Below are 13,053 nucleotides of genomic sequence, written 5' to 3'. Positions count from 1 at the left end.
GTTCGGACTGACTGCCTGGGTTTCGCTTCCCGAAAGGAGAATTCCCCGAGTTGGCCTGCATGACGACGATCGCGACGATCCGGGCGCGCGCCTCTTCCCTCGTTCTGTGCATCTTCGTGGCGGGCTGCGGCGCCCAGGGCTACGGCGGGCCGACGGCCGCCGCGCCCGAGGCCGCGGCGCCGGCATCGGCCTATCCCACGCGGTCCAGGGCCGATTTCGGCCGGGTGGCGGCCCGGGTCGAGGCCGCGACCAAATCGGTCTGCGCCGAACGGACGGGTCCGGCGCGGCCCGGATCCTGCGATTTCGACTTTGTCCTGGCGGTCGACCCCGCCGCGCCGCCCAATGCGTTCCAGTCCAGATCCGCCGATGGCCGGCCCACGATCACGCTGACCAGCAGCCTTCTCGCGCAGCTTCGCGACGACGACGAGATCGCCACCGTGCTCGCCCACGAGGCGGCGCATCACGTGGCCGGCCACATCGCCCGCGCGAACGATCCCGCCTCGGCGGAGGCGTTCCTTCTCGGCGCGGCCGACGCGAAGGCCGGGGGTTCGACCGGGGGAGACCGGTCCACCCGGCTGGAGCGCGCGCGCGCGCTGGAACTCGAGGCCGACTGGATCGGCGCCTTCATCGCGGAACGGTCCGGCTACGCGCCGGAGAAGGGCGCGGAGATCTTCCGGCGGGCGGCGGCGCGGCGGGGAAGTCCGTCGCGGATGTCGAGCCATCCCGACCCGTCCCGGCGGCTGGAGGTCATCTCGGCGGCGGTCGCGGAAATCCACCGCGAACGATCCGCCGGTCTCACCCCCAGCCCGGAGAACGCGCCCGTTCCCCTGCCCTGAACGGAGCCCCGGCATCCGGGCCTTGTCCGCCCGGATGCGTGTTTCGCCGAGCGCCCGGCCTCAGTCGGGCGAGATCATGTGCACGATCTCGTTGAGCGTCATGCCCTGCGCCTGTTCCGGCGTCAGGCCGGCGGCGCGGATCAGGTGGTAGTGGCTGGAGACGTCGATCGAGTCCTGGAAGGCCATGCTGGACACGGCGCCCGGCGTTCCGGTCGGGATCCGGTCCTGCATGGACTGGTTCCGGTTGAACTTCGCCGCGGCGATCTCGTTCAGCGTCATGCCCTGCGCCTGCTCCGGCGTCAGGCCGGCGGCGGCGACCAGACCGGCGCGGCCGGAGGCGTCGACCTGGTCCTGGAAGGCCATGCTGGTCACCGGACCCGAAGCCCCGACGGGGATCTGGTCCTGAGGCGACCGGCCGCGGTTGAACTTCATCGCGGCGATCTCGTTGAGCGTCATCCCCTGGGCCTGCTCGGGCGTCAGGCCGGCGCTCGAGACGAGTGACGGTTCGGTGGCGAGGACGGGCGCCGCGCTGGCGAGCGCGGAGAGCGTCACGACGATGGCGATACACTGACGCATGACTGCTTTCCCTCTGGCTGGTCATCAAATGATTCGGTCGAAAATGACAAAATGAACCGGTTCAAAAAGCAGGATGAACCCCCGCCCGAGGGGTGTCAACAAATGCTTGAACCGGTTCACGGGCTTGGTAACACTGGGGATCGACGCTGAGGGGCGCGGGACCCGCCGATGAAGACCGTTACCATGCAGGACGTGGCCGAGGCCGCGGGCGTATCGAAGGCGACGGTCTCGAATGCCTTCAACCGGCCGGAACTGCTGATGCCCGCGCTCCGCGCGCGGGTCGAGAAGGCGGTGCGCGACCTCGGCTACCGCGGCCCGGATCCCAGGGGGCGGATGCTGAGTTCCGGCAGGATGAACGCGCTCGGGGTCGTGCTCCCCGGCGCGGCGGGGATCTCGAACGCGCTCGAGAACGCGTCGGTCCGGCGCTTCCTCGCCGGCGCGGCGAGCCTCTGCGAGGAGCGGGGCATCGCCCTCTCGATCATCTCCGGCGCGGACGGAAGCCGGACATGCGGCGCGCGCTCCGCCCTCGTCGACGGGTTCGTCATCCTGGGCGCCGAGCAGGCCGGATCCCTCCTCCCCGTCCTCAGCCGCGGCCTGCCCGCCGTGGTGGTCGATCACGACGCCGGGCCGGAAGTGAGTTCGGTCCGCGCCGAGGACCGGGCGGGCGGCAGGCTCGCGGCGCGGCATCTGCTGGAACTCGGCCATCGCCGCCTCGCCATCGTCGCCCCGCTCTACGACGACCGGCCCTCGGTGCGCCACGACTCCGTCTGCGCGGAGCGGATCCTGGGGGAGCGCTTCCGCTACACCACCTCCGCCCGCCTCTCCGGGATCGCGGACGCGGTCCACGCGGCGGGGCTCTCGATGGACGACGTGCCGATCATCGAAGCCTCGGGCTTCACGCGCGAGCAGGCGCTGGCGCGGGGCGGCCTCGCCCTCCTGTTCGACCGCGCGCCCGCCGCCACCGGGATCATCTGCCTGTCCGGGCATCTCGGGCTCGCCGTGCTCGAGGAGGCCCGCGGGCGCGGCATCGACGTGCCCGCCGCGCTGTCGGTGATCAGCTTCGGCGTGGGGGCCGAGGAGGAGGAGCGCTCCGGCCCACCGCTCTCCGTCGCGCGGACGCCGGCCTTCGAGAAGGGCCGCGCCGCCACGCGCATCGTGCTCGAGGGCGGACCCGTCCGGCACCTGGCCCTTCCGTTCGAACTCGCCGTCAGGCGGTCGACCGCCCGGCCGGCGCCCCCGCCGCTTCCGGCCGCCTGAGGGCCGGTCCCGCCCGCTCTCCTTGCATCCGCCCCCGCGGACTTGCTATCCGCGTCGCCGGGGCCGGCATGGCCCGCACCGGGGACCGCTTGCGCGGAGCGAGGGCAGAGTGGCGAAGAAACCCGCCTGGACGATCGAGAAGGAACGGGCGCGGCGCGCGGACGCGGGCGGAAGCGTCTGGCTCTTCGGCCTGCACGCGGTGCGCGACGCGCTCGCCAACCCCGGCCGCAAGCGGCGCCAGCTCGTCCTGACGCGCAACGCCGCCGACAAGCTCGGCCCCGAGATCGCCGCGAGCGGGATGGAGCCCCGGATCGCCGATCCGCGCCGCTTCGACGCGCCGCTCGATCCCGCCTCGGTCCACCAGGGCGCGGCGCTCGAGGTCGAGCCGCTCGACTGGGGCTCGGTCTCGGAGGTCTGCGCGCCGAGGGAGGGGGCGCCGGTCGTGCTGCTCCTCGACCGGGTGACGGATCCGCACAACGTCGGCGCGGTGCTGCGCTCGGCGGAGGTCTTCGGCGCGCGGGCGGTGATCGCGCCGCACCGGCATTCGGCGCCCGAGACCGGCGCGCTCGCCAAGACCGCCTCCGGCGCGCTGGAGCGCCAGCCCTACCTGCGCGTGCCGAACCTCGCCAATGCGATCGGCGCGCTGACCGAAATGGGCTACGCGGTCATCGGCCTCGACGGCGCGGCGGAACTCACGCTCGACGCGGCGGTGGCGGGGCTGGAGCGCCAGCCGCTCGCGCTCGTGCTCGGCGCCGAGGGGCCGGGGATGCGGGAACTCACGACGAAGCTCTGCCACCGCCTGGCGCGGATCCCGGCCGCGGGAGCCTTCGGCTCGCTCAACGTCTCGAACGCGGCGGCGGTCGCGCTCTACGCCGCGACGCGGGGCCGGGCGAAGTAAAGCTCTCCCCGCGATCACGTTTGCTTCACTCCCCTTTAAGGGAAGCCGGCGCATCCTACATCGGGTGGTGAGGCAGCGTGCCTTGGAACTGCCCTGCCTCGTCTCACTGTCCCTCGTTCCGACTTCGCGCCCGGGCGATTTTCCGGGCGCTTTTTTTGGTCGCGCGTCCGCGCCCGGCGACGCAGTCCACGCGGGGGCGATTTTCACCCTTTCAACCGCCGGCCGCCCCGCCTATAGTCCGCGCCCATGACGCGGATGGGATGGATCTCGGAAGGACTCGAAGGCGCGGGCCATGCCCGGGGCGCCCTCCTTCTGCTGCTTAGCGGCCTCTGAGCACGCCCGGTCGGCGCGCGCGCTCAGAGGATATCGAGACCCCGGCGCCGCGAAGCAAACCACAGATCCGAGACGACCTCCCAAAAGGAGCACCGGCATGACCGAAGCCCGTACCCCCGCCAGCGATTCCAGCGACACCCGGAACCGCGTCCTCATCTTCGACACTACGCTGCGCGACGGCGAGCAGTCGCCGGGCGCGACGATGACGCTCGAGGAGAAGCTCCAGATCGCCACGCTGCTCGACGAGATGGGCGTCGACATCATCGAGGCGGGTTTCCCGATCGCCTCGGAGGGCGATTTCGAGGCGGTCTCGCGCATCGCCTCGGTCGCGCGGAACGCGGTGATCTGCGGCCTCGCCCGCGCGAATTTCGCCGATATCGACCGCTGCTGGGAAGCCGTGCGCCACGCGAGGCGGCCGCGCATCCACACCTTCATCGGCACCTCGCCGCTGCATCGCGCGATCCCGAATCTCGACATGGACCAGATGGCCGAGCGGATCCACGACACGGTGACGCACGCCCGCAACCTCTGCGACAACGTGCAGTGGTCGCCGATGGATGCGACGCGGACGGAGCACGACTATCTCCGCCGCGTGGTCGAGATCGCGATCAAGGCGGGCGCCACCACGATCAACATCCCCGACACGGTCGGCTACACCGCGCCCCGCGAGAGCGCGGCGCTGATCCGGATGCTCATCGAGAGCGTGCCGGGCGCCGACGAGGTGGTCTTCTCGACCCATTGCCACAACGACCTCGGCATGGCGACGGCGAACTCCCTCGCCGCGGTCGAGGCCGGGGCGCGCCAGATCGAATGCACGATCAACGGCCTCGGCGAGCGGGCGGGCAATACCGCGCTCGAGGAAGTCGTGATGGCGATGAAGGTCCGGCACGACATCATGCCCTACTCGACCGGCGTCGACACGACGAAGATCATGAACGCGAGCCGCGTGGTCGCGACCGTCTCCGGCTTCCCGGTGCAGTACAACAAGGCGATCGTCGGCAAGAACGCCTTCGCGCACGAGAGCGGCATCCACCAGGACGGCATGCTGAAGAACGCCGAGACCTTCGAGATCATGCGGCCGGAGGACGTGGGGCTCAACGCCACCTCGCTCGTCATGGGCAAGCATTCGGGCCGCGCGGCGCTCCGCTCCAAGCTGCGCGAACTCGGCTACGAGGTCGGTGACAACCAGTTGGCCGACGTCTTCGTGCGCTTCAAGGAACTCGCCGACCGCAAGAAGGAAGTCTACGACGACGACCTGATCGCGCTCATGCAGGACACCGGCACCAACGCGGCGAACGACCGGATCCAGGTGAAGTCGCTCCGCGTGATCTGCGGCACCGAGGGGCCGCAGACCGCCGATCTCGTGCTCACGATCGACGGGGTGGAGCATCGCGCCGAGACGACCGGCGACGGCCCGGTGGACGCGGCCTTCAACGCGGTTCGCAAGCTCGTGCCCCACGAGGCGCGGCTCAACCTCTATCAGGTGCACGCGGTGACCGAGGGCACCGACGCGCAGGCCACGGTGAGCGTGCGGCTCGAGGAGGACGGCAAGATCTCCACGGGCCAGTCGGCGCACACCGACACGATCGTCGCCTCGGTCCGCGCCTATGTGAACGCGGTGAACCGGCTGATGGTGCGGCGGACGAAGACCGCGCCGGAGGCCGTGGTGGTGTGAGGGCGGCGGCCCCGGTGATGAGCCGGGGCCAAGCTTATTCTGCGTCGATCCCGACCGCCGGTTCGAAAGATTAAATTAATTGCTAGAATCCATCACATTACAGTTTACCGAAAACGACGACATACATCTTCCGATGAATGGAGTAACGATCTTTGTTGGGCCAAATAATGCTGGTAAGAGTTTAATTCTTCGCGAAATTGCAAGTCTGTACGCAGACACTGATCGAAAAAGAATGTTGCTAAAAGAATTTTCGCTTCATTGGCCGTCGTCAGGCGAGATTGATAGCACATTGGAAAAGATGTCGATCTTTTCCCCAAGTAATGTACGAGCAGGTTATGTTATTTTAGGCGGTATAAGTCTATCTGGTGAACAAGATTACACGCAAGTAAACAGAGAGGAATTATATTATACTGCTGCGGGAGCGGCCAATGCATCTTGGATGGCAAGATATTACTATCGCTGGGGCGTTACGCTTTTGGATGGAAGATCACGATTTGATCTGACAAGCGATCGAAGCGCCGGGGATATTCTTCGCGCACCACAGAATATTCTGACAAACCTCTTTGTCAACGATGAAGTACGGCGCAAGGTGCGCCAAATCATCAAAGACGCATTTGGCATGTGGTTCGTTATTGATCCAACCAATCTCGGACAGATGCGCATCCGCCTTTCGCGAGTCAAACCGCCAAAAGATGAACAGTCTCTCAATGTAAAAATGCGGGAATTTTACAAGAATGCACTTCACATCAAAGAGACCAGCGATGGCGTTCAGGCTTTCACAGGCATTGTGACGGCAGTCTGCTCCGGAGAGTACCATACGGTACTAGTTGATGAGCCAGAGGCATTTCTTCATCCTCCGCTGGCACGAAAACTAGGAAAAAGTCTGGCAGCGTTAATAAGCGAACGGGCCGCTACGATGGTGGCATCCACCCATAGCGCCGATTTTCTTCTAGGTTGCGTGCAGGGTTCGCCGGCGGTTCGTGTTGTAAGATTAGAATTCTCCGACGGAAAGTCACGGGGTCGAACCCTTGATCCTATCCGATTAAAAAACTTCTTTCGTCGTCCCCTCATACGCAGTTCTAATGTCATATCAGGCCTGTTTCACGACGGGGTAGTGATATGTGAGTCTGATAATGACAGAGCATTTTATGCTGAAATATATTATCGACTTTCTAACAAAATAATGAATTTACCCTCAATTTTATTCGTAAATGCTCAAAATAAGCATACCATTAGGGATATTATGGGTCCTCTAAGGGAATTTGGCGTTCCGGCGGCGGCCATCTCTGACATCGACATTGTGACGGACGGCGGGCAAAATTGGACAAATTGGATGAAGGCGGCCAACATCCCGGAAGCTCTCCATAATGGCTATGGTCAACTACGATCTTCCATTAGGTCGGTATTTGAGAATTCAGGACGAAATATGAAAACAGATGGCGGCGTCAATTGCCTTGATGCCCAAGATCGTGACGCTGCTCTACGTTTATTTACTGATCTTGAACACTATGGAATATTTCCGGTGCCCAATGGAGAACTTGAAAGCTGGCTCCCTCACCTGCGGATACCGGGGAAGAAGACCGATTGGTCGGTAGCAGCTCTTGAGATGCTGGGGAGCGATCCCGCAGATCCGGCGTACGTTCAACCTGGCGAAGATGATGTTTGGGAATTCTTGAACAGAATTGTACGCTGGATTGGCGACCCAACTCGTAGTGGAATGCCCTAGATCCGACGCCGTTGCGCCCACGCCACACACTCGCGCGAAAGTTGTATCTCGCCCGCGCCGCGGCGCCCATCGGCCCCCTCCCCGCTTTACGCCCCTCGCGCCCGCCCCCTATAAGCGGATGAGCCGCGCCCAAGGCGGCCAACGAGAACACTCCCGAGGCAGGCGAAGGCGGATCACGGATGTTTGGCGGCTGGTTTTCCTCCGATATGGCGATCGACCTCGGCACGGCGAACACGCTCATCTACGTCAAGGGCAAGGGCATCGTGCTGAACGAGCCCTCGGTCGTCGCCTTCCACGTGAAGGACGGCAAGAAGACCGTGCTCGCGGTCGGCGAGGATGCGAAGCTGATGCTCGGCCGCACGCCGGGCTCGATCCAGGCGATCCGGCCGATGCGCGACGGGGTGATCGCCGATTTCGACGTCGCCGAGGAGATGATCAAGTACTTCATCCGCAAGGTGCATCGCCGCGGATGGGGCAAGCCGAAGATCATCTGCTGCGTCCCTCACGGCGCCACCCCGGTCGAGAAGCGCGCGATCCGCGAGAGCATGATGGCCGCGGGCGCGCGCAAGGCCGGGCTCATCTCGGAGCCGATCGCCGCGGCCATCGGCGCCGGCCTGCCGATCACCGAGCCGACCGGCAACATGGTCGTCGACATCGGCGGCGGCACGACCGAGGTCGCGGTGCTCTCGCTCGGCGACGTGGTCTATGCGCGCTCCGTCCGCGTCGGCGGCGACCGGATGGACGAGGCGATCGTGAGCTACCTGCGCCGGCATCACAATCTCCTCGTGGGCGAGTCGACCGCCGAGAAGATCAAGATGACGATCGGCACCGCGCGCATGCCCGACGATGGCCGGGGCGAGCGGATGGAGGTGCGCGGGCGCGACCTGCTGAACGGCGTGCCGAAGGAGATCGAGATCAGCCAGGGCCAGATCGCCGAGGCGCTGGCGGAGGCGGTGCATACGATGGTCGAGGCGGTGATGGTCGCGCTCGAGCAGACGCCGCCCGATCTCGCGGCGGACATCGTCGACCGGGGCGTGATCCTGACGGGCGGCGGCGCGCTGCTCGGCGATCTCGACCTCGCGCTCCGCGAGCAGACGGGGCTTGCGATCACGGTGGCGGACGACTCGCTCAACTGCGTCGCGATCGGCACCGGCAAGTCGCTGGAATTTGAAAAGCAGCTTTCCCATGTGATAGACTTCGGTGGCTGAGCGCGGCGGGAACGGCGGGTCGCCCCGGCCGCTCCCGACGCGAGGCCTCCGCTGAGGCAGGATTGGCGTGGCGCTCCAGAAACAGGCATCACCGGATTATCTGCGCGGGTTGCGGCGGATCCTGCTCGGGATCGCGGCGGCGCTGATGATCGGCCTGTTCCTGCTCTGGCGCGTCGACAACCTCCGTGTCGAGCAGTTCCGCGCCAGCCTCATCGACGCCTTCGCGCCGAGTTTCGACTGGACGATCCGCCCCCTCGCCTCCGCGACGCGGATGGTCTCCGACCTGCGCTCCTACGCGCGGGTGCACGAGCAGAACGAGGAGCTCCGGCGCGAGCTTCAGCGGATGCAGGGCTGGCGCGAAATGGCGCTGCAGCTCGAGCAGAAGAACGCGCGGCTGCTGGCGCTCAACCGCGTGCGGCTCAATCCCCGGATCAGCTTCGTCACCGCCGAGGTGATGGCCGACGCGGGCGGGCCGTTCCAGCGCTCGGTCACGATCAACGTCGGAACGGCGGACGGGGTGGGCGACGGCGCGGCGGCGGTCGACGGGCTCGGGCTGGTCGGGCGCGTCGCGGGCGTCGCGGAACGCTCGGCCCGGGTGCTGCTCCTGACCGATTCCTCGAGCCGGGTGCCGGTCACGATCCTGCCCTCCGGCGGGCGCGCGATCCTGAGCGGCGACATGACCGGCGCGCCGGTGCTCGACTTCCTCGACCAGGCCGAGGCGATCCATCCGGGCGACCGCGTCGTGACCTCGGGCGACGGCGGGATCTTCCCCGCCGACGTGCTGGTCGGCAGGGTCACGCGGACCGCGGACGGGCGGCCGCGGGTCGGGCTGGCGGCGGATTACGCCGGGCTCGCCTTCGTCCGGCTGCTGCGCCGCGCGCCGGTCCCGATGGTGACCGAGCCCGGCGGACTGATCGGGCCGCGCCAACCGGAGGCGCCGGCGGCGTCCGAGAACGCGCACACCGCCGCCGCGGAGACCGGACGATGAGGTCCGGTCGCTGGTCCCGCCGCGCGCTGCTCCCGCTCCTCGGGATCGTCGCGATCCACGCGCCGCTCGTGCCCGTCGCGCCCGGCAGCGGCGCGGCGATGCCGGATCTGCTCTGGTGCCTCGTGCTCGCCTTCGTCGCGCGCGCGCCCGACGCGGCGCCCGCGGCGGTCATCGTCGGGCTCGGCCTCCTCGCCGATCTGATGCTGTCGCGCCCGCCGGGCCTCGGCGCGCTCGGGCTGCTGATCGCCAGCGAGATCTTCCGCGCCCCGGACGGGGCCGCGCGCGGCTGGTCCCCGCCCCGCGAATGGCTGTTCGCGGCCGCGGCCTTCGCGGCGACGATTCTCGCGACGGCGCTGGCCGAGCGGCTCACCCTCGGCCCCGGCCTCGCCGCGCTGCGCGGCCATGTCGTCGCGACGGTGCTCGCCTATCCCTTCGTCGCGCTCGGGGTCGGCTGGCTGCTCGGCCAGCGCCCGGCGCGGAGCGGGACGCGATGAGCGCGGCGCCGCCCCCCCGGATCACGCGGCGGGCGCTGATGCTGCTCGGGGTCCAGCTCGGCGTCGTCGGCGTGCTCGGCTGGCGGATGCGCGACCTGCAGGTGCGCCAGCACGAGCATTACGCGATGCTGGCCGACGAGAACCGCATCAACCTGCGCCTGATCCCGCCGGCGCGCGGCACGATCACCGACCGCGCCGGCGTGCCGCTCGCGATCAACCGGCGCAACTACCGCGTCTCACTCGTGCGCGAACAGGCCGGCGACCCGCCGGCGATCCTCGACCGGCTCGGCCGGATCATCCCGATCGACGCCGAGACGCGCGAGCGCGCGCTGCGCGAGATCGCGACGCACAGCGCCTTCGTGCCCGTGGTGATCGCCGAGCATCTGACCTGGGAGGATGTCGCGCGGATCTCGGCCAACGCCCCCGTCCTGCCGGGCGTCGTCGCCGAGGTCGGGCTCAGCCGTTCCTATCCGCTCGGCCGCGATACCGGGCATGTGGTGGGCTATGTCGGGCCGGTCTCGGAGAGCGATCTCGCGAAGATCGAGGATCCCGACCCGGTGCTGCGGATCCCGCGGTTCCAGATCGGCAAGACCGGGGTCGAGCAGCGGATGGAGGACACGCTCCGGGGAGAGGCGGGCACGCTCCGGATCGAGGTCTCGGCCGCCGGCCGGGTGATGCGCGAACTCGGCCGGGCCGAGGGCACGCCGGGCCAGGACGTCGCGCTCACCCTCGACGAGGGGCTGCAGAGCTATGCGATGCGGCGAATGGAGGGCGAGAGCGCCGCGGCGGCGGTGATCGACGTGACGAACGGCGACATCGTCGCGCTCGCCTCCGCCCCCGGCTTCGATCCGAACAGCTTCGTCTTCGGCATCGGCGTCGCGGAATGGAACAGCCTGCTCGAGGACGAATACCGCCCGCTCGCGGCGAAGACGGTGGCGGGCGCCTATCCCCCCGGCTCGACCTTCAAGCCTGTCGTGGCGCTCGCGGCGCTCGCCGCGGGGACGATCGCGCCGGGCGACCGGGTGCATTGCGCCGGGTTCACCCAGCTCGGCAACCGCCGCTTCCATTGCTGGAAGCACGGCGGCCACGGCTCGGTCGACCTGCGCAAGAGCCTGTCGCAATCCTGCGACTGCTACTACTACGAGGTCGCGCGGCGGACCGGGGCCGATGCGATCGCCGCGATGGCGCGCCGCCTCGGCCTCGGTTACCGCCACGACCTGCCGCTGCCCGCCGTCACCGCCGGGCTGATGCCCGACCGCGCCTGGAAGGCCGAGACGCGGAAGGAAAGCTGGACCGTGGGCGACAGTTTCAACTACGGGATCGGCCAGGGCTACACGCTCGCCTCGCCGCTCCAGCTCGCGGTGATGGCGGCGCGCGTCGCGACCGGGACCGAGGTGGCGCCGCGCCTCGTCAGGGCGATCGGCGGCGTGGACCTGCCCTTCGAGCCGCCGAAATCGCTCGGCCTCGACCCGCGCCATCTCGAGGCGGTGCGGAACGGCATGTTCGCCGTCTCGAACGAGGGCACGGCCTATCGTTCGCGCATCGCGGATCCGGCGATGCTGATGGCCGGCAAGACCGGGACGAGCCAGGTCCGCGTCATCACCGCCGCGGAACGCGCCCGCGGCGTCACGAAGAACGAGCAACTGCCCTGGAACCGGCGCGACCACGCGCTCTTCATCGCCTTCGCGCCCTATGACAAGCCGCGCTACGCGATCGCGCAGATCGTCGAGCATGGCGGCGGCGGCTCGGCGGTCGCGGCGCCGATCGCGCGCGACATCCTGCTTTACGCGCTCTGCGGCGGCGAGCCGCCGCTCGAGGCCTATCCGCCCGAGCAGCGCAAGTCGATCGGGGAGCAACGCGCGCGGATGCCCGCCGCCGAGGCCGCGCCGCCCGCCGCCGGGACGCGGGACCGCGCATGAGCGCGCGCGGCACGGGCGCCCCCCGCGGCGCGGCGAAGCTCCTCGCGGTGCACTGGCCGCTGGTCCTGCTGCTCTCCGCGGTGGCGGGCATGGGCTTCATGATGCTCTATTCCGTCGCCGGCGGCTCCCTCGATCCCTGGGCGCGGGCGCAGATGATCCGCTTCGCGCTCGGGCTCTGCGTGATGCTGGTGATCGCGATGATCGACATCCGCTTCTGGAAGCTCGTCTCGCCGCTCGCCTATCTCGGCTCCTTCGCGCTGCTCCTCTATGTCGAGGCGGCGGGCCATGTCGGCATGGGCGCGCAGCGCTGGATCAACCTCGGCTTCATCGTGCTCCAGCCCTCGGAGATGATGAAGATCTCGCTCGTGATGGTACTCGCCGCCTATTACGCCCGGCTCGATCCGGGCAAGGTCTCGCGCCCGCTCTGGATGGTCCCGCCGCTCGCGCTCATCCTCGCGCCGGTCGCGCTCGTCATGACGCAGCCCGACCTCGGCACCTCGATCATGCTGCTCGCCGGAGGCGCGGCGGTCATGTTCCTCGCCGGCGTCTCGATCTGGTATTTCGCGACCGCCGCCGCCGCCGCCGCCGGGCTCGTCACGCTGGTGCTGAGATCGCGCGGCACCGACTGGCAGCTCCTGCGCGACTACCAGTTCAACCGGATCGACACCTTCCTCGACCCGGGCCGGGACCCGCTCGGCACCGGCTATCACATCACCCAGGCCAAAATCGCGCTCGGCTCCGGCGGGCTCGCGGGGCGCGGCTTCATGCAGGGCACGCAGAGCCGGCTCAATTTCCTGCCCGAGAAGCACACGGACTTCATCTTCACGACGCTCGCCGAGGAATTCGGCTTTCTCGGCACGCTGGCGCTTCTCATCCTCTTCACGCTCGTCATCCTCTTCTGCGTCCAGAGCGCGATCGCCAACCGCGACCGGTTCGGCGCGCTCCTGACCGGCGGGATCGGCGCGACTTTCTTCCTGTTCTTCGCCGTCAACATGGCTATGGTCATGGGCCTGATGCCGGTGGTCGGCGTGCCGCTGCCGCTGGTCTCCTACGGGGGATCGGCGATGCTGGTCCTGCTCGCCGCCTTCGGCCTCGCGCAGAGCGCGCATGTCCACAGGCCACGCGAGAGAGGCTGACACGAAA

11 protein-coding genes are annotated in these 13,053 nt (G+C 68.1%); 10 read left to right on the top strand and 1 reads right to left on the bottom strand.

What is annotated here, in order from left to right:
• The first annotated feature begins 59 nt into the window (after positions 1-59).
• Positions 60-836, top strand: a complete 777-nt coding sequence (locus FJM51_RS00680) for a M48 family metalloprotease (RefSeq protein ID WP_181164401.1) — start codon at positions 60-62, stop codon at positions 834-836.
• Positions 837-896: 60 nt separating this feature from the next.
• On the opposite strand, the gene FJM51_RS00675 is transcribed toward FJM51_RS00680, so the two are convergent.
• Positions 897-1,412 carry a hypothetical protein gene (locus tag FJM51_RS00675; protein ID WP_140452176.1) on the bottom strand — a complete coding sequence of 172 codons (516 nt, stop codon included), beginning with the start codon at positions 1,410-1,412 and terminating at the stop codon, positions 897-899.
• Between the two features lie 168 nt (positions 1,413-1,580).
• On the opposite strand from FJM51_RS00675, the gene FJM51_RS00670 reads away from it, so the two are divergent.
• The 9 genes from FJM51_RS00670 (at position 1,581) to rodA (ending at position 13,046) form a co-directional block, all read left to right on the top strand.
• Positions 1,581-2,669 carry a LacI family DNA-binding transcriptional regulator gene (locus FJM51_RS00670; RefSeq protein ID WP_140452175.1) on the top strand — a complete coding sequence of 363 codons (1,089 nt, stop codon included), beginning with the start codon at positions 1,581-1,583 and terminating at the stop codon, positions 2,667-2,669.
• Positions 2,670-2,778: 109 nt separating this feature from the next.
• Positions 2,779-3,567, top strand: a complete 789-nt coding sequence (rlmB, locus tag FJM51_RS00665) for a 23S rRNA (guanosine(2251)-2'-O)-methyltransferase RlmB (RefSeq protein WP_140452174.1) — start codon at positions 2,779-2,781, stop codon at positions 3,565-3,567.
• A 430-nt stretch (positions 3,568-3,997) separates the two neighbouring features.
• Positions 3,998-5,575, top strand: coding sequence for a 2-isopropylmalate synthase (locus FJM51_RS00660; RefSeq protein WP_140452173.1), 1,578 nt, complete (start codon positions 3,998-4,000; stop codon positions 5,573-5,575).
• A gap of 79 nt (positions 5,576-5,654) precedes the next feature.
• Entirely contained in the window at positions 5,655-7,301 is a 1,647-nt protein-coding gene (locus FJM51_RS00655) for an ATP-dependent nuclease (RefSeq protein ID WP_140452172.1), read from the top strand.
• Positions 7,302-7,480: 179 nt separating this feature from the next.
• On the top strand, positions 7,481-8,509 hold the full coding sequence (locus FJM51_RS00650) for a rod shape-determining protein (protein WP_140452171.1): 1,029 nt from the start codon (positions 7,481-7,483) through the stop codon (positions 8,507-8,509).
• 67 nt (positions 8,510-8,576) lie between these two features.
• Positions 8,577-9,497, top strand: a complete 921-nt coding sequence (gene mreC / locus FJM51_RS00645) for a rod shape-determining protein MreC (RefSeq protein WP_233712918.1) — start codon at positions 8,577-8,579, stop codon at positions 9,495-9,497.
• On the top strand, positions 9,494-9,991 hold the full coding sequence (locus FJM51_RS00640; RefSeq protein ID WP_140452170.1) for a rod shape-determining protein MreD: 498 nt from the start codon (positions 9,494-9,496) through the stop codon (positions 9,989-9,991). The genes mreC and FJM51_RS00640 overlap by 4 nt, the downstream gene beginning before the upstream one ends.
• On the top strand, positions 9,988-11,910 hold the full coding sequence (gene mrdA / locus FJM51_RS00635) for a penicillin-binding protein 2 (RefSeq protein ID WP_140452169.1): 1,923 nt from the start codon (positions 9,988-9,990) through the stop codon (positions 11,908-11,910). Before FJM51_RS00640 ends, mrdA begins: the two co-directional genes overlap by 4 nt.
• On the top strand, positions 11,907-13,046 hold the full coding sequence (gene rodA / locus FJM51_RS00630) for a rod shape-determining protein RodA (RefSeq protein WP_140452168.1): 1,140 nt from the start codon (positions 11,907-11,909) through the stop codon (positions 13,044-13,046). The genes mrdA and rodA overlap by 4 nt, the downstream gene beginning before the upstream one ends.
• Positions 13,047-13,053 lie beyond the last annotated feature (7 nt).

It is taken from the genome of Amaricoccus solimangrovi, from assembly GCF_006385685.1.
GTDB classification, from domain to species: Bacteria; Pseudomonadota; Alphaproteobacteria; order Rhodobacterales; family Rhodobacteraceae; genus Amaricoccus; species Amaricoccus solimangrovi.
This window is presented reverse-complemented; position numbering and strand designations above follow the sequence as displayed.